The sequence below is a fragment of the Sutcliffiella horikoshii genome (assembly GCF_044809035.1).
GTDB lineage: Bacteria > Bacillota > Bacilli > Bacillales > Bacillaceae_I > Sutcliffiella_A > Sutcliffiella_A horikoshii_G.
Genome location: NZ_CP085237.1, coordinates 1634963 through 1660157, shown reverse-complemented (window position 1 = coordinate 1660157; position 25195 = coordinate 1634963). Strand labels below are relative to the sequence as shown.

21 protein-coding genes are annotated in these 25195 nt (G+C 40.0%); 3 read left to right on the top strand and 18 right to left on the bottom strand.

Annotation, left to right across the window (positions count from 1 at the left end):
• Positions 1 to 136 precede the first annotated feature (136 nt).
• The 3 genes from LG307_RS08655 to LG307_RS08645 all read left to right on the top strand — a co-directional run bounded on the left by LG307_RS08655 (position 137) and on the right by LG307_RS08645 (position 2800).
• Positions 137 to 634 carry a L,D-transpeptidase family protein gene (locus LG307_RS08655; RefSeq protein WP_404450420.1) on the top strand — a complete coding sequence of 166 codons (498 nt, stop codon included), beginning with the start codon at positions 137 to 139 and terminating at the stop codon, positions 632 to 634.
• A 98-nt stretch (positions 635 to 732) separates the two neighbouring features.
• A complete protein-coding gene (locus tag LG307_RS08650) occupies positions 733 to 2244 on the top strand; it encodes an HD-GYP domain-containing protein (protein WP_404449810.1) in 1512 nt (503 codons plus the stop codon).
• Positions 2245 to 2317: 73 nt separating this feature from the next.
• Positions 2318 to 2800: a YkyB family protein gene (locus LG307_RS08645; RefSeq protein ID WP_404449809.1), complete on the top strand. Its 483-nt coding sequence runs from the start codon at positions 2318 to 2320 to the stop codon at positions 2798 to 2800.
• Positions 2801 to 2859: 59 nt separating this feature from the next.
• On the opposite strand, the gene LG307_RS08640 is transcribed toward LG307_RS08645, so the two are convergent.
• The 18 genes from LG307_RS08640 to LG307_RS08555 all read right to left on the bottom strand — a co-directional run bounded on the left by LG307_RS08640 (position 2860) and on the right by LG307_RS08555 (position 25143).
• Positions 2860 to 3762 (bottom strand): chemotaxis protein, encoded by a 903-nt coding sequence (locus tag LG307_RS08640; RefSeq protein WP_404449807.1) that lies wholly within the window; start codon positions 3760 to 3762, stop codon positions 2860 to 2862.
• Positions 3763 to 3908: 146 nt separating this feature from the next.
• Positions 3909 to 5720, bottom strand: coding sequence for an oligoendopeptidase F (pepF, locus tag LG307_RS08635; RefSeq protein WP_404449805.1), 1812 nt, complete (start codon positions 5718 to 5720; stop codon positions 3909 to 3911).
• 564 nt (positions 5721 to 6284) lie between these two features.
• Complete coding sequence (gene treR, locus LG307_RS08630) at positions 6285 to 6992, bottom strand: trehalose operon repressor (protein ID WP_404449803.1); 708 nt, start codon at positions 6990 to 6992, stop codon at positions 6285 to 6287.
• Between the two features lie 27 nt (positions 6993 to 7019).
• Positions 7020 to 8711 (bottom strand): alpha,alpha-phosphotrehalase, encoded by a 1692-nt coding sequence (gene treC / locus LG307_RS08625; protein ID WP_404450419.1) that lies wholly within the window; start codon positions 8709 to 8711, stop codon positions 7020 to 7022.
• A 47-nt stretch (positions 8712 to 8758) separates the two neighbouring features.
• On the bottom strand, positions 8759 to 10441 hold the full coding sequence (locus LG307_RS08620; protein ID WP_404449801.1) for an alpha-glucosidase: 1683 nt from the start codon (positions 10439 to 10441) through the stop codon (positions 8759 to 8761).
• Between the two features lie 66 nt (positions 10442 to 10507).
• Positions 10508 to 11923, bottom strand: coding sequence for a PTS system trehalose-specific EIIBC component (gene treP, locus LG307_RS08615; protein WP_404449799.1), 1416 nt, complete (start codon positions 11921 to 11923; stop codon positions 10508 to 10510).
• 54 nt (positions 11924 to 11977) lie between these two features.
• Positions 11978 to 12487 (bottom strand): PTS glucose transporter subunit IIA, encoded by a 510-nt coding sequence (locus LG307_RS08610; protein ID WP_404449797.1) that lies wholly within the window; start codon positions 12485 to 12487, stop codon positions 11978 to 11980.
• A gap of 139 nt (positions 12488 to 12626) precedes the next feature.
• Complete coding sequence (locus LG307_RS08605; RefSeq protein WP_404449795.1) at positions 12627 to 13142, bottom strand: CBO0543 family protein; 516 nt, start codon at positions 13140 to 13142, stop codon at positions 12627 to 12629.
• 563 nt (positions 13143 to 13705) lie between these two features.
• Positions 13706 to 14188, bottom strand: a complete 483-nt coding sequence (locus LG307_RS08600) for a hypothetical protein (protein ID WP_404449793.1) — start codon at positions 14186 to 14188, stop codon at positions 13706 to 13708.
• Between the two features lie 77 nt (positions 14189 to 14265).
• The gene (locus LG307_RS08595) at positions 14266 to 15531 is read right to left on the bottom strand and encodes an MBL fold metallo-hydrolase (protein ID WP_404450418.1); all 1266 of its coding nucleotides are present in this window, start codon (positions 15529 to 15531) and stop codon (positions 14266 to 14268) included.
• Positions 15532 to 15605: 74 nt separating this feature from the next.
• Positions 15606 to 17813, bottom strand: a complete 2208-nt coding sequence (locus LG307_RS08590) for an alpha/beta hydrolase family protein (protein WP_404449791.1) — start codon at positions 17811 to 17813, stop codon at positions 15606 to 15608.
• 21 nt (positions 17814 to 17834) lie between these two features.
• On the bottom strand, positions 17835 to 19298 hold the full coding sequence (gene panF / locus LG307_RS08585; RefSeq protein ID WP_404449789.1) for a sodium/pantothenate symporter: 1464 nt from the start codon (positions 19296 to 19298) through the stop codon (positions 17835 to 17837).
• On the bottom strand, positions 19295 to 19612 hold the full coding sequence (locus tag LG307_RS08580; RefSeq protein ID WP_404449787.1) for a YhdT family protein: 318 nt from the start codon (positions 19610 to 19612) through the stop codon (positions 19295 to 19297). Before LG307_RS08580 ends, panF begins: the two co-directional genes overlap by 4 nt.
• Entirely contained in the window at positions 19609 to 20778 is a 1170-nt protein-coding gene (locus tag LG307_RS08575; RefSeq protein WP_404449785.1) for an acyl-CoA dehydrogenase family protein, read from the bottom strand. The genes LG307_RS08580 and LG307_RS08575 overlap by 4 nt, the downstream gene beginning before the upstream one ends.
• 66 nt (positions 20779 to 20844) lie before the next feature.
• Positions 20845 to 21378: a DUF6241 domain-containing protein gene (locus tag LG307_RS08570; RefSeq protein WP_404449783.1), complete on the bottom strand. Its 534-nt coding sequence runs from the start codon at positions 21376 to 21378 to the stop codon at positions 20845 to 20847.
• 150 nt (positions 21379 to 21528) lie between these two features.
• Positions 21529 to 21975 carry a pyridoxamine 5'-phosphate oxidase family protein gene (locus tag LG307_RS08565; protein WP_404449781.1) on the bottom strand — a complete coding sequence of 149 codons (447 nt, stop codon included), beginning with the start codon at positions 21973 to 21975 and terminating at the stop codon, positions 21529 to 21531.
• 141 nt (positions 21976 to 22116) lie between these two features.
• Positions 22117 to 23361: a D-alanyl-D-alanine carboxypeptidase family protein gene (locus LG307_RS08560; protein ID WP_404449780.1), complete on the bottom strand. Its 1245-nt coding sequence runs from the start codon at positions 23359 to 23361 to the stop codon at positions 22117 to 22119.
• A gap of 192 nt (positions 23362 to 23553) precedes the next feature.
• Positions 23554 to 25143, bottom strand: coding sequence for a peptidase M3A and M3B thimet/oligopeptidase F (locus LG307_RS08555; RefSeq protein ID WP_404449778.1), 1590 nt, complete (start codon positions 25141 to 25143; stop codon positions 23554 to 23556).
• Positions 25144 to 25195: the final 52 nt, after the last annotated feature.

The window sequence follows — 25195 nt, the reverse complement described above, 5'->3', positions numbered from 1 at the left end:
CCATCATACCCGCCATACCCAGCATATCCACCATATCCTCGATATCCTTATAATAGATAATGGATAAACAATAATGAAACGCCGTTGCACATCTTGCAACGGCTTCTTTAAAATCTTTATGAAAGTTGGTGAAAAGGTGGCTGTACATGTAGTGAAGCGGGGGGAAACGCTTAGTTCTATTTCGTTGGATTATCGGCGGCCATTGGCAGAGATCTTGGCTGTAAATTCTATATCAAATCCTAATATCATTTATCCCGGTCAGCAAATCATAATCCCCGGTATCCCTGATGCAGATTCTATTCCTTATTCCATCGAAATTTCTATCGCAAACAGGCGTTTGGTCCTAAAGGAGAATGGAGTCATGATAAAGACATATCCCATTGCAGTAGGCAGAATGCTATTTGAAACTCCTGTTGGTAATTATATTATCGTAAACCGACAACCTAACCCTGGAGGACCATTTGGCGCGATGTGGCTGTCACTCTCCAAATTATCGTATGGAATTCATGGAACGAACGATCCAAGTTCCATCGGAAATGCAGTTTCCCGGGGATGTGTCCGCATGCTTAACCAAGATGTCCTTCAACTCGCTTCTATCGTACCTAATGGGACACGAGTCCAAATAAGGCCCTAATAACAATTACTTTCTTTATCTAACAAATTTACTAGAACATGACGAAAAGATTGATTATAATGGAGCTAGAAATATTTAGTGATAAAGGAAGGGATTTCTTGCTTCAGCAAACATATACTCGTTTTGTTAAACAACTTGTCATAAATTATATCTTTGGTTCTTCCATTGCAGTGCTCGGGGTAGGCGGTATCCTCATTTTTTCCACCTTAAACCTATCCCTTGTTGAGATAAATGTCATGATTGGCATTTTATTAACTTCTGCTTTCATCATGGTGTTGTGCGAATTCTATTCATTCTATAAACAGCTTCAACCGATCAAGATTACACTTACTAATACAGCCAACACATACGCCGACTACCAGAGAGCTTTTTTACATATCCAACGCTTTCCCATTTTAACTGTTAAAAGAATAATAGGTCCCCATCTGCTTGGGCTCTCTGTTCCCGCCATCACCCTTGCGATAATCTGCATCCAGCTTGAGCTCTTAAACATGCCCATTCGATATGTATTCCTTGCTTCTTTAGGTGCTGTGTTAATTGCTGGAATGCATGCCTTTATAGAGTATTTTCTTACGGTAAAAGCAATAAGACCTATTTTGGACTGTTTACAGGAAACCACTCAGGATATCTATCAGGTTTCCTTATCTATACATGATGATATTATCGTGTCTTTGCGTACGAAGTTTCTTGTAGGAGCATTATTCATCGGTATTTTCCCAGTACTTTTATTCAGTTTGGCAACAGAGGTCCGCTTTGAAACACTTTCCCTTGAAGTGGACTTCTGGAATTGGGGAGTAATGATTTTACTCATTGCAGCGGCATTTTCTTCTTTTGGGGCTTTTTTGTTATTTAAAGACATTCTCCAACCCATCAATCAACTGTTAAAGGGGATGCAAAATGTAGAAAATAACAATCTAACCCCTGCAAAAGAGTTGTATTCAGATGAATTTTCAAAGGTCATTCAAGGCTTCAACTCCATGGTGAAGGGGCTTGAGGAGAGAAATGAAACCAATAGGCAGTTGATGGAAAGTTTCTATCAAACTCTTTCTACCACACTTGACGCCCGTGACCCCTACACCGCAGGACATTCATTAAGAGTAAGCAACTATTCCGTACTAATTGGTCAAGCAGCCGGCATGCCCCCAAAGCAAGTCGAGTTCCTAAAAAACGCAGCCCTTCTTCATGACATCGGCAAAATCGGAGTGAAGGATGAGGTTTTACTAAAGGATGGAAAGCTTTCAGATTTTGAATACGAAGAAATAAAGCGACACCCAGTGCTTGGGGCTACCATATTAAATCAAGTCCAGCCTAAAGAGGCTATGTCTCCATTAATTCCAGGTGTAAGAAACCATCATGAACGATTTGATGGACAAGGTTACCCAGATAGATTAGTTGCTCATGAGATTCCTCTTTTCGGCAGAATAATCGCTGTCGCGGACGCTTATGATGCCATGACGTCAGATCGTCCATATCGTATGGGGATGAAACAAGGTAAAGCTTTGGCTATTCTTGAAAGCGGCAGAGGCACTCAATGGGATCCCGAGTTTGTTGATATTTTCATCACACTAATGAAAGACGAAACGGAATCTGCTCTAACTTCAGCCCAATAAAGGGTGAAGTTGGAGCCACACTTCCATTTTAGGTGAAGGCACAGTATAATAAGGGAAAGGAAAGGAGACTATTATGCATAATAAAAGTTATACAAACCAAACAAAAAACGATTCCCCTATTGAATCTTCTATTCAAAACCTCTCTCGTGCCATCTTTACTGTAAATAGGCATGCAAAAACCGCGCCGGATCCAAAGTTTCTCTACACGTTAAAAAGAAAAGCCCTAGAGAAACTTATCACCGAAGGCAAAGCTATAAAAAAAGGTTTGCATTTTTCAAGGAACCCCAAAAACAGCCGTCAACAATCCGACGTTCTCGTATTGGCAGGGGAATATTACTTCCATCTCCCTCCTACCAAAGATGACTTCTCAGAATTGCCGCATCTTGGAGAGTTAAATGATCATTATCGCAACCCAAAAGCAAATATGTCCTTATCAGTAGCGAAGAACCTGCTTCAACACTATACAAATTTCCATCCAACAGACGGGCAAAAAAATCCGTCAAAACGACAATATCAAAAGCCGGTATTTAAAAAGCTTGGGGAAAGCTATCTATAAACAGAAATGACGAAAGCCCAACTCGGAGGTTGGGCTTTCTCTTTTTTTAAAAACGAATGTTATTTTATGAAAAGTTGTTCATCCAGCAATTCAACTAACTTGGTTAATTGAGGTTTGCTGATTTGAGCATTCGCCCCCACCTGATCCCCCTTGTGTCTTAAGTGATCGGTGATCAGAGAAGAAAAGATGATGACAGGTATCTTGGATAGTTTACTATCTTCCTTTATTTTCTTTGTAAGATGATGGCCATCCATTTGTGGCATCTCAATATCAGTAATTAATAAGTCTACGAGTTGCTCTCCGGTTTTCACTTCATTCTCCATGAAACTCCAGGCGCTTTTGCCATTTTCAAAGAATTGAATATGTTCAAAACCGGCTCCCACCAACGTTTCTTCTAATAGCTTTCTCAGCATCGGCGAATCCTCAGCAATCATGATTCGTTTCTCACACCGGGCTGGATTATGATTATCCTTTAAGCCTGATGCTTGTTTATCAAGGTTCGGATATATATCAAACATGATTTTCTCCACATCCAAAAGAAGAATCATTTGTGATGGTTGTTTGATGATTCCTGTGATGTGGTCTTCAAATCCATGCTGTAAGGAAGCCGGTTTTTCCATTTCAGCCCATGACAAGCGGTGAATCTGCGTTACATGATCGACCCGTAAAATGACCTTCATTCCATTAAATTCTGTCACGATGAATTTTTCTTCCAAAAACTTATTTTTCTCTTCTATATTTAAAGCCTTTCTTAAGCTTATAATTGGCAGGACTTCTCCTCTCAGTTCCATGATTCCTTCAACATTTTTATGAGAATGAGGAATTTTGGTCACTGCTACAGGTTTGATGATTTCCCTTACTTTTAAGACATTTATGCCAAAGCTGGTATTACCAATAAGGAATTCTAGAAATTCCACTTCGTTTGTGCCCGAATCTAGTAGTATTCCACTTGTCTTTTCCATTGTTGATACGCCCTTCCGTTGTTGACTATTTCAATCTCTTCTTTTTTTATCGGGATTAAAACGGGAATGTTGATAGAGTAGCCCTTTTCTTTCGCAAAACGCTAAAAAGAAACACCTTATCCTTGTTAGATAAGGTGTTAGAGAGGTTAGGAAAAACTTTTTTCTAGTTCATCAATTAAAGATTCTACATAAGCGACAGCTGTTTTTATCGGCTCTGGTGTGGTCATATCAACTCCACCCAACTGCATCAGTTCTAACGGCTTTAATGTTCCCCCTGCTTTTAATGCAGAAAGCCAACGATCGACAGCTGGCTGTCCTTCTTCTTGAATCTGTTTGGCTGCCGCTGTAGAAGCAGTAAGTCCAGCGGAGTAGGTATATGGATAAAGTCCCATATAATAATGGGGCTGGCGCATCCATGTCAGTCCCGCTCCTTCATCTATTTCCACTGCATCTCCCCAAAAATCAGAAAGCACTGCGGTTTTTTGTTCACAAAGGACATTGGCAGTTATAGGAGTTCCTTTGTCTGCTAAATCATAGACCCTACGCTGAAGCTCCCCTTCTAAAATATGTGTCACAAAGTTATGATAATACGTTCCTAATGATTGTAAGATCACCCATCTGCGCATCCTTTCATCATTTGGCTGTGAGAGAATATGCTGGCTTAAGAGCATTTCATTCATGGTGGAAGGTGCTTCTACAAAATACCTTGATGGACGTGTATTAGAAAGCTTCTGATATCTGCCCGCCAGGCGGAAGTGCCCTGCATGCCCCAATTCATGGGCAAGTGTAAAAGCATTCCTCATAGAGTCACTCCATGTCATGAGGATATAAGGATGAACACCATAAGGACTGGAACAAAAAGCTCCTGAACCCTTTCCTACATTATCAGAAAGGTCAACCCAACGATTGTTTAGGCCATCTTCCATTATTTCCATGTATTCAGGTCCCATCACTTCTAATGACTCTAAAATTAATTTAGATGCTTCCTCATACGTAATCTCGGGGTTAAAATCAGGATCAAGAGGAGCTTTTAAATCACAGAAATGCATGGTTTCTAAGCCTAGCATCCTCTTTTTCAATTTTGCATATCGTCTCATATGTGGTGCCAGCTCATTTTGGATGGTATCCAATTGATTATGATACATCTCTTTGGTCACCTGTTGGTCGTGAAGAAGCATGTCCGTTACGGAATCATAGTTCCGCAGACGGGCTTCCACCACTTGCTTCTTAATTTCTGTCGCATAGGTTGCGGCATACGTGTGCTTGTATTGGTTTAATGTCTCTATAAAAGTTCGGTAGGCTTTTCTACGTAATTCTGTATTAGCTGACCCTTCATAATTAGGAAAAGAATTGAAAGACAACGGATGCTCCTGCCCATCATCTGTAAAGAACGACGGAAATCGCATATCGGAAATTAAGCTTCTTTGATAGATGGTATACGGTGCATTATGTACTTCTCCAAATGCAGATAGAACTTCTTCTGCCTCAGGGGAAAGTTTATGGGGCTTCATTTCCATAACATCCATCAAGGTTTTCTTGTATTCTTCCAAATCCGGTTCTTCTACTAAGTATGCATTCAAGGTTTCTTCATCTAATTTAAGGATTTCCGATTGTACAAATGATGTACTTGCGCTGAAGTTGGAAAGCATCCCTCCAACACGAGTAGAATTTGCTTGGTTTTCAGGATTCGTTCCATCTTCTGATTGCTTTAATGAGGCGTATGTCATCACCCTCACCACTCGCTCTGTTAACGCATCCTTATCTTTTAAACACGTAAGTAATGTGTTGGCATCTGTCCCAACTTTCCCTTTATATCGCGTGACAGTCAAGAGATCTTGTTGGACTGCTTCTAACTCCTGCTCCCACTCTACAATGGAAACAAACAAATCTTCGAGGTTCCACGTTTGCTCTACCGGGACTTCTTCTCTTTTTAATGCTTTATTTAAAACCTGTGCCAATTACTTCCCCTCCATTTATTTCGATAATCGAATATTTAATAACTTCATTATATAAGAAGAAGGAATTAATATAAATGATATTTTTGAAAATTTAAATATTAATAAGAACAAAAAGACCGGGCAAGAAACTGCCTAGCCTTAAATCTTCTAAGTTTTAAATTTTAGTTTTTGGTGCATCGCCGCTGTTCCTTTCCGCAAATGGCTTCGCTTTCCGCGGGACGGTGCTTGAGCCTCCTCACAACGCTTCAGGGGTCTCAACCTACCGTTGTTACTCCCCCGCTGGAGTCTACACCATTTGCTCCAATCCACAGCTAGAATCTATTTTATTATTTTACAGGTTTTTCATTAACCTTAGTAGAATGGAGTTACCTTGTTGATTGGAGTGGAAGGCGCGTAGACGCCCGCGGGAGGAAGGGACAGGTGAGACCCCGGAATGCGAAGCCTGAGGAGACTCACGGACCGCCCGCAGGCAAGCGAAGCGCCTGGAACGGAAATCAACAGGATTTTAACCATCTTTTCCCTTTTAAAAAAGACACCCCCACTATCGAGAGTGCCTTTCGTCATTCACTTCATCCTTCTCGCAAAGTCAACAAATCGGAACTTATCCAAGCGGTGACGGGATTCCGTATATTGAAACGGACTGGCATCATCCAGATGGACAATGCTTTTCACCACTACGACATGCGTTAATCTGTTTAAGTCCAACAGTTGCCTGTCCTCATCTGTTGCTTCCTCTACTGTTACCTCTTTATCCGCAAAAGCTATTTGTAATCCCATCTTTGACTCTAAGTAATCGTAGATGGAGTCCTTGCAAATATCAGCGTCAAGATAAGGAACTTGACTTTTGATGAAATAATCCTTGTCCAAGATGATACTTTCTTCATCTACTTTGCGAGACCGAACCACCTTCCACAGCTCTCTTTCTCCTAATTTAGATCCTAAATCAGAAGATGCAACAACTGTTTCAAGTTCGTGTACGACCGTTTCCCATGGTCGCCCCATTTTTTTCGCTAATTCCTTAAAGCTGACCAAGCCAGATATGGGAAAATCAAATTTGTCACGTGCTAGGACAATCGAGCCCTTTCCCCGTACTTTTTGAATATAGCCATTTTGAGCGAGCTGATTCAAAGCTTTCCTGACCGTTTCCCTTGATGTAGTGAAAAGATCCATCAATTCATGCTCGGACGGAAGTTTTTCTCCTGGGATGAAGTTCTGTTTTTCAATTTTCATGACCAACTGTTGATAGATTGCCTGATATTTATTATTTTTCATTTTCTACCACCTACAACTATTGTAGCATTACTTTTTCAGGTGATAAACGATGGATTCATAAGGACGAAGTGTCACTTCATTAAATTGGTTGCTAGAATCCTCATAATTGCTTAACAGCACTTCTGACTTGTACCCATCTACATCCATATCTTCTGGTAGCACAAAGGAACTTTCCTTGCCATAATAATTGCTTATCACTAGTAGTTTTTCATTCTCACCATTACGCATGTAGGCAAAAATTTGCGGATGACCTCCTGCGATCAATTCGAAATCTCCATGTGTAACAACATCATATTGCTTTCGAAGTTCTATTAATTTTTTATAGTGATAAAAGATAGAATTTTCATCTTTCAATGCCGTATCTGCATTGATTTCTTGATAGTTATTTGCCACCCCTATCCATGGGGTACCGTCTGTAAACCCGGCATTTTCTTCCCTATTCCACTGAACCGGAGTTCTTGAATTGTCTCGGGATTTATGGCGTAGGATCTCCAGTATTACTTCCTCACTCATTCCCGCTTCCTTCTTCAAATCAAAGATGTTTAAAGATTCCACATCCCGGTAGTCGCTTATTTTTACAAATCCCGGGTTGGTCATCCCAAACTCTTCCCCTTGATAAATATAAGGAGTACCACGCATCATGTGCATGCTTGTAGCAAGCATTTTTGCTGACTTGTTATGATATTTCTTATCATCTCCATAGCGGGAAACGACACGAGGTTGGTCATGGTTACACCAGAACAATGCATTCCAGCCGCCACCCTTTTCCATCTCGATCTGCCAAGTGGACAAGATATCCTTTAGTTGCTGAAAATCAAAATCAGCTACAGACCATTTTTCTCCATTAGGATAATCCACTTTCAAATGATGAAAATTGAATGTCATGCTAAGCTCATTGCGATCAGGTCGTGTGTATTTAATACAATGATCAATAGTCGTGGAAGACATTTCTCCTACCGTCATGCTGTCGTACTTAGAAAATACTTTCTCGTACATTTCATTCATATATTCGTGAACACGAGGGCCGTCTGTGTAAAATTTACGGCCATCACCTGGTGGCACGGATCCGTCATCATCTGGGAAACTCTGGTCTTTGGAGATGAGGTTTATCACATCTAACCTAAAACCATCCACTCCCTTTTCAAACCAAAACGTCATCATATCATAAACTTGTTTGCGAACTTCCTCATTTTCCCAATTCAAGTCTGCTTGTGTCACATCAAATAGATGCAAATACCATTGGCCGGTTTTGTCATCATATTTCCAGGCGTTCCCGCCAAACTTTGATTCCCAGTTTGTCGGTTCGCTGCCATCTTGCTTGCTGTCTTTCCAAATATAAAAATCTCGGTATGGGTTATTTTCTTTCTGTTCTTTAGATTTTTGGAACCATTCATGTTCAGTAGAAGTATGGTTTACTACAATATCCATGATAACCTTGATTCCTCTATCATGCGCTTTGGATAAAAGCTGATCGAAATCTTCCATCGTTCCGTATTCTTCGTGAATGGAAAAATAGTCGCTTATATCGTATCCATTATCTTTTTGGGGTGATTTGTATATTGGCGTCAACCAAATAACATCCACTCCAAGCTCTTTTAAATAATCAAGCTTTTCGATAATTCCCTGAATATCACCTACACCATTACCTGTTGTATCATTGAAACTTTTAGGATAGATCTGATAAACAACAGACCTCTTCCACCATGGTTCTTGTTCCATTTTACTCATATTCATGCACCTCTGCTCTGTGTATTGGAAAGTTACTGTTAGTTCAATAAATAGACTCTTGCCTCGTATGGCTGCATCGTAAATTCAGCTATATTACTTTGTTCTGGCACCATATAATTGCTCAAGAATAATTGTTTGGTCATGAAGTTAATTTCTCTTGGCAATTTGAAAGTAGGCTCCTTGTCATAAAAATTGCAAATCACAAGCAGCTTTTTGTCTTGATACTTTCTAACATACGAGAATATTTCTGGATCATCCTCAAGTATTAATTGATAATCCCCGTAAACAATCAGTTCATTTTGCTTGCGTAATTGGATCATCCGTTTGTAATAGTTAAAAATAGAGTTCTCATTGTTTCTTTCTGTTTCAACGTTGATAGATTTATAATTAGGATTTACTTCCAGCCAAGGTTCCATGGTGGAAAAGCCAGCGTGCAAATCATCATTCCATTGCATCGGAGTTCTGGCGTTGTCCCTGCTTTTCTGGAAGAGGCTTCCCATCACTTTTTCCTCACTAAAACCCTTTTGTTTCAGATCTGAATAAGCTTGCTGCGTTTCAATATCCTTATAGGAATCGATGGAATCAAATAGAACATTTGTCATGCCGATTTCTTCACCTTGGTAAACAAAAGGAGTACCTTTCATCATGTGGAGAAGAGTGGCCAGCATTTTTGCAGATTCTACTCGGTATTTCCCATCGTTTCCAAACCTTGACACGGACCGTGGCTGGTCATGGTTATTAAAATAAAGACTGTTCCATCCGTTTTCTGCTAATGCGTACTGCCACCTTGACAAACTCTGTTTCAAATCCATCAAATCTAGTTCCTGTAAATCCCATTTCCCATTAGGGCCATTGTCTAGTCCCATATGTTCAAATTGGAAAACCATGTTCAGTTCATTTCTATCTTCACCCGTATAATCTTTAGCTTGCTCTGGATTAACTCCTGGCATCTCCCCCACAGTCATGACATCATAGTGGGATAATACTTTATCATTCATTTCTTTCAAGTAATCATGAATCATTGGTCCGTTGCGGTAATACTTGCTTCCGGAAGCATATTCGTTACCCGGTTTTATCTTTCCGTCAGGAAGATTCGTTACTTTTGAAATAAAGTTGATGACATCCATTCTGAATCCATCAACCCCCTTATCCAACCACCATTTCATCATGCTATAAATTTCTTCTCGGAGATTTTCATTTTCCCAGTTGAGGTCTGGTTGCTTTTTAGAAAATAAATGCAAATAATAATCTTTTGTTTCCTCATTGTATTCCCAAGCAGAACCTCCGAAATTGGACGCCCAGTTATTCGGTTCGCTACCGTCATCTTTAGGATCTTTCCAAATATAATATTCACGGTAAGGGTTGTCCTTAGATGATTTCGCCTGCACAAACCATTCATGCTCATCTGACGTGTGATTGACCACAAGATCCATGATTAATTTCATGTCTCTCATATGTACCTGTTGTAAAAGCTCTTCCCAATCTTCCATTGTTCCGAACTCATCCATTATTTTCATGTAGTGACTGATGTCATAACCATTATCATCATTTGGGGATTCATACACTGGAGAAAGCCATATGGTATCGATACCAAGTTCTTTTAGGTAATCAAGCTTATTTATAATCCCTTGAATATCCCCAATACCATCTCCGTTAGAATCCATAAAACTGCGGGGATAAATTTGATACACAACACTTTCTTTCCACCAAGAATGCTTCATCTATCAGCCTCTCCCTTCATAATCGAAAAAAATTGCAAAAAGGGGTCAGACCCCTTTCTACAATCTTTATGTTTCTTTTCTCATTTTCACTTTTGCAATTAAGAAAGTAATAACAAATGGTACGACTAGTACAATCCCCATCCCAAGGAAGAAGACTGGCCAGTATTCCGCCATTATGGAGAAGAATGCTGGGATACCACCAACACCAATGGACGGAGCTTTAACACCGGCAATGGTAATGATGATCCCCGCTATAGCCGATCCAATCATCGCTGCAAAGAACGGATAGCGGAAACGTAAGTTAACACCAAACATTGCTGGTTCGGTAATCCCTAACCAAGCAGAGATTGATGAAGTTAACGCCAAACCTTTCAACTTCTCATCTTTAGTTGCTAGCATCATCGCAAAGGCAGCTGAACCCTGCGCGATATTAGATAGAGCAACCATCGGCCACAAGAATGTGCCACCAATTGTAGCAATAAGCTGGAAATCTACCGCAAGGAATGTATGATGCATACCTGTAATTACCAACGGTGCATATAAACCACCATAAATAAGTCCACCTAGTGCCGGAACAGCATCAAAAATTCCGACAAACCCATTGGTCAAGAAATTACCAATGGCAAATGTAACAGGTCCAATGGCTACGAATGTTACGAAGCCTGTTAATAATAAAGTAATTGGTGGGACAATAAGCATGTGAAAAGCATCGCTTACTCTTTTGGTTAAAAATTGTTCCACTTTAGCCAGCACAAACGCTGCTACTAAAACAGGCAGTACTTGACCCTGATAACCGACCTTTTCAATTTCCAGTCCGAAGAATTTCCAAGTTTCAACTGCTCCATCTTCTTGTGCTTCCGCATATCCCCATGCATTAAGTAAATCAGGATGCACCAACATTAGTCCAAGCACAATACCTAACAGTTCACTACCGCCAAACCGTTTCGTTGCTGACCAACCAATCAGTCCCGGTAAAAAGACAAAGGCTGTATTGGCAATCAAGTTGATGATACTTGCAATATCCGCCCATTCTGTATGCACATCAATAACAGATTGTTCATCATAAAAGATACCAGGCCCTGTTAATAAATTGTTTATTCCCATCAAAAGACCTGCTGTCACGATAGCAGGAAGAATTGGGATGAATATATCCGCCAAAGTCTTTATTGCTCGCTGCAAAGGATTTAAGTTGGATTCTGCAGCCTTTTTGACTTCATCCTTGGAAGCTTCACCAACGCCTGTGATATCTACAAATTCTTTATAAACCTTATTAACAGTGCCTTGTCCTATTACAACTTGAAATTGACCATTTGTGGAGAAAGATCCTTTTACCACATCAATGCTTTCTAATGCTTCTTGGTCAACCTTGCTTTCATCATGTAAAGCCAAGCGGAGACGCGTCACACAATGTGTGGCAGCACTTACGTTTTCTTTTCCCCCTAAAGCTTGGACAATTTCTTCCGTCTGTTTTCTTATGTCCATTTCTATTTCCTCCTGTATGCCATCTCTTTTTGTTTCTCTTTTATAGAACCCAGTTTAACTTTTCATTTTTAGTTCCATTAATTCCGTCTGTCCTTTCACAGCGTCAGCAATTGATTTCTTATCAAGGCTCTCCACGTTTTCACCATTTGTAATGACGATTGGTGTGATGATATCAGCAGCCTTCTCTTTGATAAGGTCGATATTAAAAGTAATCAGCTTGTCGCCTGCTTTCACTTTATCGCCTGCTTTTACATGCCCTTCAAATCCTTCTCCATTCATGGACACCGTTTCAAGTCCTACATGGATAAGTATTTCCGCTCCTGAAAGGGATCGGATGCCTATTGCATGTTTTGTATGGAAGAATTGTATGATTTCCCCGTCCACAGGTGAAACTACTTCCCCTTCAGTTGGCACGATCGCCAACCCGTCACCCATCATTTTTTGTGAAAACGTCGGATCTGGAACCTCACTCAGCTCTGTCACCCTTCCGCTTAAAGGAGCAAAGATGGTTTCCTCAGTAGGTGTTTGGGTGGCTTCTTTCATTCCGAAAAGTTTTTTGAACATGTTAATCCCTCCAAATTAATACATATATTTTTTTCTAATATGAACTTCTAAATCACTGGAAAAACGCTTACATTTAAACGACACCTTGTATATACATGTCGGTGTAAACTAGTCTAACTTGTATATACATGTTAGTCAACTAAAAAGTAATCTGCTTCTTTTTTATAAAAAAGAAAAGGGTTCTAGTGGCAATTGCCAAAAAAAGAAAGGAGAAAAATGATTTCGTGTGAGACCATTCTTTTAATTCCAACATGTCCAGCATCAGAAAAAGTGGTTCAAATATAAAAGATAGAACCGCTGCAGTTATCACACTGCCAATGACAAATGTTTTCCAAGTAGATGTGTACTGATAAAGGAGCATATACATGACAGGAATAACCGCTGTATCCGCGGGAAGCAAAGTTTGTATGTCATTGTCTAATTTAATAGGGTAGCTCCACTTCCCATATTCTGTCCCAAGTAAATCCAGCCAAGTTGCCATTGCAGCCCAGAAGAGGCCATAAGCCAGGATTTCGAACATCCTAGTTTTTTCTACTACTCTCCACCATAACAACCAAGGCCAAAATATGGATGCGAAAAGCAGCCACCAACGGGGATCAGCAATGGAGCCGAGAACTATCCAGTTGTATAGGTAGTCAAAATTGACAATCTCCATTATGTACATTCCCTCTCTTTATCACCTTAAACACGTTTATATTGTAATGCTTGCGTATCAATAGTCATATGTTGTACTATTTTCCCCCAACCCTCTGAATTTACTCTGATGATTGAAAGTACACAAAGAAGAAAAGGCAAATGCTTTAGTTGTTTAGTTATTCTCCCCTGTTCCTTTCCGCAAATGGCTTCGCTTTCCGCGGGACGGTGCTTGAGACTCCTCACTTCGTTGCGGGGTCTCAACCTACCGTTACTCCCCCCGCTGGAGTCTTCACCATTTGCTCCAATACACAGCTGAATAACACATTAACAATGCGTTAATGCATATTCAGGTAATATGGGTAGATTGAGTTTCATAAACCCGTCGATAGATGTAGTTCCTAGTTGATTGGAGTGGAAGGCGCGCAGACGCCCGTTGGAGGAAGGGACAGGTGAGACCCCACAGGCTACAAGCCGAGGAGGCTCACGGACCGCCCGCAGGCAAGCGAAGCGCCTGGAACGGAAATCAACTGTATTATAAACTATCTATTCTTTATAAAAAAAACACTGCAGATTATGCAGTGTTTACAATGATATGGTGGTCGTTATGGGCAGGAAGGAGAATATTTTGAATGTGATTTTCACTTTTTCCGCTGCTTCCACGTTTCCATTTCTTTTGGGATCTGTGATGTAGATGCTATAGATTTCTTCTTTTTTGGAAGCGTCGCTTGGAATCGTTACTTCCTTCAATTCTTCAAACTCCTCCGTTTGGGTAGACATAAATGTCTCGTCTACGTTCGAGTCACCACCACTATATACACCATTTAATTTAATGCTGTAAACGGTAATGGGAAGTTCGTTCTCCTTGTCGTCCATCATGGAAGCACTAGAAACCTTAATCGGCATAACATATGGATTTTGAAGGCTTAGTGATATTCCGTTTTGGTTTGTTTCCTTTATTGCGGATGCTATTACTTCTTCCTTCGTGGAGTGGATGTAGAGCATAAACAAGAATAGACTTATTGTTAGAGCTAGTGTCACACGTACTGGTTTTTTAAGTTTTTTCAATTTTAAGGCTCCTCGCATTGTGCTTTTAGAAAAAGTATCTTTTCCTCTTACATAACACAATTCGAAGGAATTAAAACCTATTCGTCCTTCACTGCCGCTTCAAATTCATCCACTAAATCTCCTTGATCATCATAAAGTTGAGCTTTATCTCCATTATTATTCCATAAATGGTCGCTAAGCCAATGGATATATTTCTTGAAATGCTGCTTTTGTGCACCAGAAGCAATGTAAATGGTTTCGCCTGGTTCTAGCTTATAATTTTCAGGGAAATCAAAAGTTTGATACCCTTTTTTGCTTACTAATTTCCAATAAGACATATCTATTGTTTCTGCGCTTTTATTTTCTAACGTCACCATTTCTTCTTTTACATCCAAATCAGTGATGACGATCGATTTTTTATCATCTTGCTTTTGCTGATTAGCATAAAGCCAGGGTCTATTATTGACAAATAACAGCTTTCCATCTGTTGAGAAAACAATGCTCCCGGATTCTGCCGTATTGTAAATATCAGCTCCGCTTTCAATTAACCTATTTAAGACAGGCAAGTGCGGGTGATGAAAGTCATTATCTTCCCCGGCGGATATTACTGCAATTTTAGGCTGAACATCCTTCAAAAACGAAGTCGTAGATGAACTATTTGAACCATGATGGGCAACTTTCAAGATGGTGGATTCTAGGTTGTATTTCCTGCTCATTCTTTTTTCTTCCTGTTCCTCTGTATCTCCCATGAGCAGAAACTTCATCTCTCCATATGTAATGTGAAGGACGATGGATGCATTGTTTGTCTCTTTTTCTTCTGATCCACTGTTTAACACCTTAATTTTCAGTTCAGGATCAATATCTAACTTCATTTTTTCCTTCGCATATTGTACAGGCACGATATTATTCCAAACGTATTGTTTGTATTGAATAAATGTCAATGTGGTGTGGGCTTTGCCGCTGTCTAAAATTTTCTTGACGGGTACCTTTTCTAGAAGAGAGGGAATCCCTCCGATATGATCAAAATCGGGATGTGTGATGACTAGCAAATCTACCGATGTGACATTGACCTTTTTTAAATAAGCAAGCAGCTTTTTCGAAGAATCTTTTGGCCCTGTATCGACCAATACGTTGGAACCATTGGGGGTTTGCAAAAGGATAGCGTCCCCTTGTCCCACGTCGATGAAATGTACAAGTAACGGAAGCGATACTATTTTGCTTTTAGGTTTTTCTATTTCATAGAGAAAGGAGGATGTATTTGTTTGATTAACGGAAAGTGGTGTCAAAGCCAAGGCGCTTGACTCTGAAGGAATTATAGATTGAAGATATATGGAGAGAAGCAACAGTATTATCAATTTTTTCATGTTCAACCTACTCTCCCCCTTGTTTGATGATTCTTTATTTACTATGAGGGAGAGTGGGAATTTTTATTCATTGTTTAATTGCTAAAGCCGATGTTATCTATGAAAATTAACCCGCTATCGGTCTGGTTAAATTCAAAAGTAACTTCTTCTATCTGACTGTAATCTATTTCTGGTAAGCTTTCTTTCAAGTAATCCAATTTCATTCCATATGTTTGGAGCATATGTTCGTATTGGTTTCCGTAACGCTCATTCCACCAGTCATATCGATATAGCTCAGTCGTATAAGTAGGTTCAATGAAAATTGTTTTTCTGATTCTGCCATCAAAGTTTGCCACACCTTTTGGTTTGATACTTACTGTAACAGGAATTGCCTTGTTTTCATATCCCTCTGCTACATTGATTTGATAAAAATCATACCTAGTTGGATGGGCCTGGACTGCATCAAACCTTAATACCGTCTCTTCTGAAAAGTCATTGGCTGCTCCTTTTGGCAAGGTGATGGTGTATCGACTATTTTTATTAGTCCACCCTACCTTTACTACCTGATTATTTTGCTGTTCTTTATTCCTTTGAAGCAAATTCACTTCTTTCCAGACGCGCAGGTTGTATCCTTGCAGCCCCCCGCCTTCCTTGGTAGGTTTGGTTACATCCACATCTTCTTCGAATGTAGCGATAGGTTGAAAGCGGTGGTCCTCATAGCGAACACGAAGTGGATCGGTTGGGATCCATGAGGAAGCTGTCTCTTTATCCGAAAAAATTGTTCGGTATTCTTGTTTTCCTTTTAGAGTGGCATCCAGAAAAGCAGAAACATACACCTTAGTGATTTTTCTTTGGAGATCAGGATCCATTAATTCTTTTCTGTTCATAAACCACCAATAAGGGCTAGGCTGATCCACTTCCCAATCGGAATTGAACTGACCGTGATTGGCACCATATATATACACACTGCTTTTGAACCCGTCAAAGTCTTCTGTAAAAGAAACCCGCTGGAACTGCCTCATCCCAAGGTAATTCGTATGATCGGTATCATTACCTCCTTGAAGCGTAAGGTAGTTCACATCTTTTAAGCTGACTGGCTGATCTCCTGGTTTGAAGCGACCATCACCTGGTGATAATCCAACCAATGATTTAATCGAAAAATCAAAGTTCAAACTTACTTTTGCGTTATTCGGAAAACGGTCCAGCTCATTGAAGAGAGCGGCGATACTGACAGCTTCTCCACCTCTTGAGTGTCCAATGAGTGCTATATTGTCCATATCAACTTTGTTGTATAATGCATGGGTTTTGTCTTCGTTCCAGGACTGCCACAACTCCAAATGTTTTAACAACAGCCATGCCCTGCCGGCGTTATCCCACCCGATGTGACCTGTTTTTCCGGAGTTGATGAAATTCTGATCTACCGAAGCAACGATGTACCCTTTACTTGCTAACATTTCTCCTAGATACGCGTATCCACCGTCTGAAAAATCGGCCATATTATGATTACCATGTACGATTAAGACAAGAGGGGATGAACCTTGCTCTTCTTTTTTAGACATCCACACTCTACCATTCAATGGAGCATTGTATAAATCAAATCCCCAAAACCATTCCCGGTACCATTTGTTTAAGCCTTTAGGCTGGGTAATAAATGACGACATATTAACGGTGTGGGATTTAAAAGCTACATCTCTATATTCTACCCGACGGTCATCCTTGCCACTGCCATATGTAAAGTACTGAATCTTCGCATCTCCTCTGTCAGCCGGATTTGTTAAAGTCGATGCTTGGTTGTCCACTTCAAGAGACCAAGGTCCTTCTTTCCCGTCCGTAACTGCCAAAAAGATAGCTGCCGCGTGCAAGCTCAGTGTAAATAAAGCAAAGATGAAAAATAGTGCTTTTTTCTTTCTATGATAAAGATGAATAGTGATTCCCAAAACTACTGCCAGCACCATAACGGAGAACCCCATCAACCTGAAGAATGGTCCCATAAATGTGCCAACGCTGTATATCACCGCAATACAGCCAACAATGACTGCCACCAGAACTTTTGGCAATCCCCCTGAAATTTTCAAGATGAGCCATGTTATTCCCACACCTAAACTTAAAGCTAAGGCTCCTGTCCCAATAACAAACAAAACATCAAACCACTTACCTGCCCCAGTAAAAAAGAAAAAACTTAATACGGAGACGAAAACTGTGATGTAAAGGAGGAGACTTATTGCAAGACGCCTTCTGCTTTCCTTTATGAAGCTACTAGCTTTTTCTACACTGTTCTCATAAAGCTGTTTTAGCTTATTCATTTTTATCCCCTAATCATTTAATTAAAGCAAATATTTGTTTATTATATCTTCCTGTTCCTGCCTCTTTCTATTTTTACCCACTATGCTAAAAAGCACATATGCTGCTAGAGAAAGAGTCACTGGCAAGACGACACTATGCATCCCAAATGCATCAGGATAATAAACCGTTATGCCAATATAGGAAAATACGCCAACAAGTATGGACGCCAAGGCTCCCATTGCATTGCCGCCTTTCCAATATAGACCTAATACAACCGGCCAAATAAAGGCTGCCTCTAATCCTCCAAATGCGAAGAGATTTAATGTAATGAGAAATGCCGGTGGATCAATGGCCATGAAAAACACTAATACCCCTACTACCGCAGTTACACTTATGCTAATGCGCTTGATATTTTTTTCCGGTGCGTCCGGGCGAATATAGTTTAAATAAACGTCTTTTACAATAGAAGAACTCACTATAAGCAGAAGAGAATCCACAGTCGACATGATGGCAGCCATCGGAGCAGCCAAAACAATTCCAGCTAACCACCCTGGCAAGACATGGAGAGCCAAAAGGGGCATAACAGTATCTGGAGTATCTAGGCCAGGTAATACTGCCCTGCCGAAAACACCAGCCAAGTGCATACCAAGCATGATGAACCCAACAACAACCGTACCTATGATCAATGCTGCATGCATAGCTTTGGAATTCTTGTAGGACATTGCCCTGACAGCCACTTGTGGAAGGCCTACTACTCCTACCCCCACCAAGATCCAAAAAGAAGAAACATATAATGGAGTTAAAGATCCGTCAGCTCCAAAAGGAGTAATAAGATTAGGATTTTCTGTCATTAAATCGTTCATCATTGCCGGAATGCCGCCACCGGCAATGATCGTTCCTGCCAATATGACTATTGTCCCCACTACCATGATGATTCCCTGCACACCATCTGTAATGGCAACCGCACGGAACCCGCCAATGATCACATATACCAATACTGATGCAGCAAATACAAACAATGCAGAGGTATAGGAAAGACCTGTGATCGACTCAATAAGCCTTGCCCCTCCAATCCATTGTGCTGCCATCGCGGAAAAAAGGAAAAGGATGATGCTACTTGCAGATAATAAAACGACCCATTTACTCTGATATCTTTCCTTCAAAAAATCAATCAAGGTAATGGCTTTCATTTTTCTTGCTATAATGGCGAATTTTTTCCCTAAAATCGTTAAGACAAAGTATCCTGTGACCACTTGTATCATGGCCAACAGCACCCAACCAAGTCCTGTGTGGTATGCAATACCGGGTCCTCCGATGAAACTAGAGGCACTCCCATACGTCGCTACCATCGTCATTGCCAATAACAGGCCTCCAAGCTCTCTCCCACCAAGAAAATAATCCTGCACAAAGGAAGAAGAATTGGCTAATTTCCTGGAGGCAAAAATCCCGATAAGAAAAATAATAATCAAAAAAACCAACAAAGGAATAATTACTTGTATGTTCATGATCGGTCCCCTCCTTCATCTGACTCCAAAGGAAGATCTTTAAATAGAAACCTGACCACTAAAATGACCAGTACTATGATGAGGATAAAACCAAGTATACAACTATAAAAAAACCAAGCGGGAAAACCTAAAACATATGTATATGATTCGACCGGCTTCGCCCCAAAACCATAAGCAAAACCGTACCACCAGGCAAAATGAAAAAAAACTAACGTAACCCCTATCCACGCTTCCCTGTGTGCAATTGGATAGCGCCAGTCCCCTTTCCGACTCTTATGTTTTTCTTGCATATAACCACTCTCTTTATTTTTCATTCTGTACTTCTTAAAAAAGCCTGCTTAGCAAGCAATTCCATCGTTATTTCATCAGCCGGAGGATTATGAAGACCTGCCCGGACATCACGATAATGGCGTTGAAGAGGATGTTCTGCATGCAGGCTTTGTGCGCCCACGATCCGCATCGCTTCATCTACAACAGAAATTGCACTGTTAGTTGCAACAAGTTTGGCTATCGCAAGTTCACCCACAAGTTCATCTCGTTTATCTGGATCTTCATCCCATAGTCTTGCCACGCTGTATAATAAGTGACGGGCTGTAGTCAACTCCAAATCCATTTTTGCTACACGTTCTCTTACTTTAGGTACTTCTTTTATAGGATGAGGCAGGCTGTTTGGATGATACGTATCAGCAAATGAAACAGCTTCATTTCTTGCAGCAATGGCAATGCCTAAGTAACAAGCGGGTATATGTAGTAACCAGCCTTGTGGTTTCGGTGTTTTTTGCTTTTTTATATACAAAAGTGCCTTTTTATCTACAATTACTTCTGATAACACCAAATCATCACTTCTAGTAGCTCTCATACTCATCGTGTTCCACGTTTCTTCTATAGAGATCCCCATTAGTTCACGTGGAAGTAAGAACTCCCCTACATCTGTTGTGCCTTCAATGCTAGCTGATATGATGAAATAATCCAGGACAGGGGCCAGTGAAGTGAAGTTTTTTCTTCCATTAATTTGCCAGTCCCCTTCAGGGAGCTTCTTTGCAATGGTCCCAGGTTTTCCCCCTCTTGCAGGGCTGCCCGTATTTTTTTCACTATGGGCACTATTAATCAATATTTTTTGTTGTACAATGTCCCGGCAAACCTTTTCGTATATATCCTTAGGCCATGATTTATTGATTCCTTCATTCATCATGATCCCCAGATGCCAACCAAGACTCAGTGCAGTGGGGCCATCACCTTGTGCAATAGTTTCCTGAAGTAAAACGAAATCATATAACCCCGCACCTTTACCACCGTATTCCTTTGGAATGGTAAGGTCCAATAACTCTTCATCTTTAAGTGCTTGGAAATTCTCAAATGGAAAAACAGCATTCTGATCATGATAGGCTGCCCGGGTATAAAAATTGGAAGCCAAAGAAGAAGCTTTAGAGTAAATATTTTCTTGATCTTCTGTTCTTGCAAAACTTCTGATTCCATTCATCTGGCATAACCACCTTTATCCTATGCGAATTACCAATCATTTTACCATAAGGTGATGATGTAACCATTATTTAAACTTGATATTGGGATTTTCCAAGTAATCTTTTTCTTCTTCCTCTGTCATTACGCCTGTTGCTTTTCCTACAGTACCATTAAGTAAGGACCAGACCCTGTTGTGATCTATGTCAGCTGTGGAAAAGTCACCGTTCTGCCATTTTGTCAATATATCCACATACACTTCTTCATGTTTATACTCGGCTTCTTTCACTTTTTCTAATAGCCAATCAATTCTTTCAGGCGTCATCTTGTAATGCGTCCATTTGTTTTCCGCTTTTACTTTTTGATGAGACATCCAATGAATGTAATTAACAACATGAACTTCATTCAATTTGTTTTTATGATCAAATGGGTTGTCTTGTTCAACAGGAATATTCCTAGATGTTGACAAGGTGCTAGAAGAAGGGTTCCCTTGTACACCTGTCGATCCTGTTCCTTTGAATGGGGATGTGTACAGATAATAGGTAATAAGTGCCCCCGCCAGTAGGAAAACAGCCGCAAAGGGTAGGAGTTTTCGTTTGTTTGATTTAATCCAACTTTTCATAGAAACCCCTTTCAATATAGAAAAATTTAGTATTCTATCATTATATATGGAAATGTATTACTTTTCCATGTTTCTATTAATTTTGAGAGATATTTCAACACAAATAGAAAAGGCTGTCCATTGAACATGGACAGCCCTTTAAATAGCAAATTAGCCTTTTAATAGCGCATAAACTTCTTCATCTAATTTTTTGGCAAGCTCTTCGTCATATGTTTTTACATAATCAGGTTCCTGCGTTATTTTCCCACCATAGAAAATGACATCTTCCACAGTGTCAACTTCAACGGTTACCACGCGATACTTCATGGTTTTATCAATGACTTCTGATACTGAACCTTTACCATTAATAGAAAAACAGCTACCGGCACCAACAACACCTAAAATCAATTCCGGGTTCTCTTGAATATTAAACGCACTCTCCGCCTTATGACCCAAAGCAAATTTAATGGTTTTCCCATCTTCATGTGCAACCAACCATGACACGATGCTTAGATTAGGTTTTTTCGTATCCTTGTCTGTTGTGATCAGGGACACGATTTTCTCCCCTTGCAATAATTCAATCAACTGTTCATTTAGCGCATTCTCTTTTCTCGGCATCTTCTTACCTCCCATTATCTACATATCTCCATTATATACAATCTTTGGACAACTAGCCAAACCCTTATTCATAAACTATCCCACCACCTAAATACAAAACAGCGGAGCAACCTGTTTTGACTGGCCGCTCCGCTGTTCCTATTACCTATGATAGCTGTCTCTTCTAGAATAAAGGAAGGAATCTGAGTAACGTTGTTGCATTTTCTTTTTCCTTCTTCTTCTCTGCAAAAAGTTCATAACGAAAAAGAAGATACATAGAGCGATAAAAATAAAGATGGTTGATCCTAAACTGCTTTTTGCCCCCGTATCTCCATTGACTCCTGATTGATTAGTTGGATCCGACGAGGAGGCAGTGGGAACAGGAGTCAAATTATTGCGTTCTTGTTCCACTAACACGTTTTCTTCGACATGTTCTCTATTTCCTATTCTCACGACCAAATCCTTGTCCTTATTTACCCTTAAATTCACCGTTTCTTCTTCCTGTTTTGCTAGATGCACGTTTTTGGCCAGCATGTATTCTCTACCGGCAGCATCTGTCACTATTTCTCCTTTATTAATTTCATCTGTAATAAAATTTGCAAAGCCATAATCCATAAGGGACATGGTGTCTCGATAGCTGTAATACTTAGACGCTGACTTCATTGTCACCACTATTAGATCTTTTCCATCTCTTTCGGCAGAAGTGACCAGTGTATGACCCGATTCCGGGACATAGCCGTTTTTCACCCCGGTTGTTCCCACATAGTCCCATAACAAACGATGGTGATTGTATAGGGTGGTCTCCCATCCTTCCCCAATCCATTCCATTTCTTTTGTCCCGACTATCTCCCTAAACGTTTCATTTTTCATGGCATATTGGGCGATCTTTGCCATATCCTCTGCCGTTGTCACGTGTTCAGGATGATATAATCCATGGGGATTAGTGAAGTTTGTATTCTCTACCCCTACTTTTTCTTTCACAAATGCATTCATTTTCTTTGCAAAGGCTTTTTCATTGCCTTCCAAGTGCTCTGCGATGGCAGTCCCTGCATCGTTACCGGAATTGATCATCAACCCTTTCACCAATTTTTCGAGGGTTACCTTTTCACCTTCTAGTAAATATACTTTTGTGCCGTCCTGGTCCCTCGCATTTTTACTTATCGTCACTATATCCTGCAAGTTTCCACTTTCAATAGCAATAATGGCGGTCACAATTTTCGTGATGCTAGCTGGATACATTTCACGCTTACTATCTTTCTCATATAGTATATTACCTGATTTTGCATCTATTAAAATGACAGACTCGCTGAATAAGTCTCCAGGTTGTTCTGCTTTCGTTTCTATCGAATTCCCAAAAACCATCAAAAGTATTGGGATGATCACAAGTAGTTTCAACTTTTTTATCATAAAGGAAGACAAACCTTTCTACTAGTTCTTTAGTCTGATGTATTTATGTCATAAAAACTCGAAAAATCTCATTATCTACAAGTTTATATTATATTTCTTGCATTTTCATGCAAAATAAAGGATTTGTTAAAAAAGTCATAAAAACTTAACAAAAAAGGGTAAATAGAGGAATTCTCTACTTACCCTTACTTATTAATTATTCACTTTTTCATGATGACAATAAGCTTTTATAAAGTAATCAGGATTTAATGGTTCTCCTGTCACTTTTTCTATTTTCTTATTCCAATGGTAGGTTGCCCCAGGTGCCAGGAATTCATCTCGAATAAATGCCCCTACCTTTAATGAGAAAAACTCATCAGATACATTGCTTTTGATATGATGATAAAGTTGTGCAGCTGTCAACTCACCCAAAAGGTAATTCTGGTAATAGACAGGGGCTAAAGTGAAATGAATTTTCGCTGCCCAATCCGGATTTGTTCGATCTTCTGGTGGATGAAGCAATTGTACTTTTTCCACCGTTTCCCACCAAAGGGAATTTAATTCTTGGTCTGGGTTTTCATATAGCTTTCTTTCAAAGAAAACAAACGTGATAATCCATCTTGCGGATATAAGCATTTTTAATTGTTCATGTTTTTCAAGCGCAGGCATTAATGCTTCAAGCTTCGTATCTTCTAATTTCAAAAACTTAGAAAGCCACTCTCTGTTTTCTGTCATCTTTCCAAATAGCATAGCAATGGATTCTGTTGTTAAAATATGCGCGAAGCTTCTTAACAAATAGGGAAGATCACGATTAACATACTTGTTGTAAGCTGCATGACCGAATTCATGTAGCATCGTCCCCATCCAGTACGTGTTATCCAAATTGTTACACAGGACACGAATATCCCCTTCTCGGTTCATATCCATACAAAACGCCGTAGGGTTCTTTCCTTCTCGTGGATTTAAATCGGAGGAAGCATACAACCCTTCGATTGGCATATCCATGGAATCGAATGTTTCTGCAGTCAATTTCTCCAGATCTTGCCCTTTGAAATATTGATCAAGATTCGTTTGTTCGTTTGCCGGTGCTTCCTGGAAGAAAGGATCTACATAATGCCAAGGTCTTAATTCTTCTACATACACGCCGAACTTTTTAGCTAATTCAGTATCTAATTCACTTTTAAAACTGCGATAAGTAGAGTCCGATTGTTCTACAAGATCCTCAAACATAGAAAAAACTTCTTCCAAATCTAGTTCCTGATTCGCAAACGACATTTCATAATAATTTGCATAGCCTAATTTCCGGGCGGCTTCATTTCGTTTTTTCACCAAGGTCAATAACTTTTCCGACACAACCTGCCCCACTTCTTTGCTTGCCTTCCAAGCTTCTTCCCGCTCCTTGCTATCTGTGCTATTTAACAAAATATTTCTGATATCATTAGCGGATAATTTTTTCCCATCCACCTCTGGCATGTATGTATTGAAAAGATAGTTCAACTCTGAAGACATAGAGGACATTTCTTCAATCGTTTCCTTATCCAGCTGATTTTCTTTCATTCCATACTCTAGGATTTCTAATTGCCTTCTCTGCTCCATCGTAAGTTCTGAATCTTGCAGGTAAGATTTGACCTGGTTGTAACGTTCTTGATTGGCAAAGAAAAGACTGAATTCACTAGAAGCTTTACCTGCTTCCTCGGCCCATTTCTTTTCTCCCGTAGTCTGTGCCATCCAGCCAGCGTGCGTCGATTTTTTTAATAGTTTCTGAAACTGTTCATTTTGTTCATCTAAAAACTTTTCAACCATCCTTACGATCCCTCCAAAAATTAAAGTGGTATATGTAAATCAATTCTAGCTT

Coding starts and splice junctions, on each gene's coding strand:
- treC (WP_404450419.1), bottom strand. CDS start 8,711: ATGGAACAAGAACCATGGTGGAAGAGGTCTGTTGTTTATCAGATCTAT.
- treR (WP_404449803.1), bottom strand. CDS start 6,992: ATGAAAAATAATAAATATCAGGCAATCTATCAACAGTTGGTCATGAAA.
- LG307_RS08605 (WP_404449795.1), bottom strand. CDS start 13,142: ATGGAGATTGTCAATTTTGACTACCTATACAACTGGATAGTTCTCGGC.
- LG307_RS08580 (WP_404449787.1), bottom strand. CDS start 19,612: ATGAAAAATAAAGAGAGTGGTTATATGCAAGAAAAACATAAGAGTCGG.
- LG307_RS08620 (WP_404449801.1), bottom strand. CDS start 10,441: ATGAAGCATTCTTGGTGGAAAGAAAGTGTTGTGTATCAAATTTATCCC.
- treP (WP_404449799.1), bottom strand. CDS start 11,923: ATGGACATAAGAAAACAGACGGAAGAAATTGTCCAAGCTTTAGGGGGA.
- LG307_RS08560 (WP_404449780.1), bottom strand. CDS start 23,361: ATGATAAAAAAGTTGAAACTACTTGTGATCATCCCAATACTTTTGATG.
- LG307_RS08570 (WP_404449783.1), bottom strand. CDS start 21,378: ATGAAAAGTTGGATTAAATCAAACAAACGAAAACTCCTACCCTTTGCG.
- LG307_RS08610 (WP_404449797.1), bottom strand. CDS start 12,487: ATGTTCAAAAAACTTTTCGGAATGAAAGAAGCCACCCAAACACCTACT.
- LG307_RS08555 (WP_404449778.1), bottom strand. CDS start 25,143: ATGGTTGAAAAGTTTTTAGATGAACAAAATGAACAGTTTCAGAAACTA.
- LG307_RS08565 (WP_404449781.1), bottom strand. CDS start 21,975: ATGCCGAGAAAAGAGAATGCGCTAAATGAACAGTTGATTGAATTATTG.
- LG307_RS08595 (WP_404450418.1), bottom strand. CDS start 15,531: ATGAAAAAATTGATAATACTGTTGCTTCTCTCCATATATCTTCAATCT.
- LG307_RS08575 (WP_404449785.1), bottom strand. CDS start 20,778: ATGAATGGAATCAGAAGTTTTGCAAGAACAGAAGATCAAGAAAATATT.
- panF (WP_404449789.1), bottom strand. CDS start 19,298: ATGAACATACAAGTAATTATTCCTTTGTTGGTTTTTTTGATTATTATT.
- LG307_RS08640 (WP_404449807.1), bottom strand. CDS start 3,762: ATGGAAAAGACAAGTGGAATACTACTAGATTCGGGCACAAACGAAGTG.
- LG307_RS08590 (WP_404449791.1), bottom strand. CDS start 17,813: ATGAATAAGCTAAAACAGCTTTATGAGAACAGTGTAGAAAAAGCTAGT.
- LG307_RS08645 (WP_404449809.1), top strand. CDS start 2,318: ATGCATAATAAAAGTTATACAAACCAAACAAAAAACGATTCCCCTATT.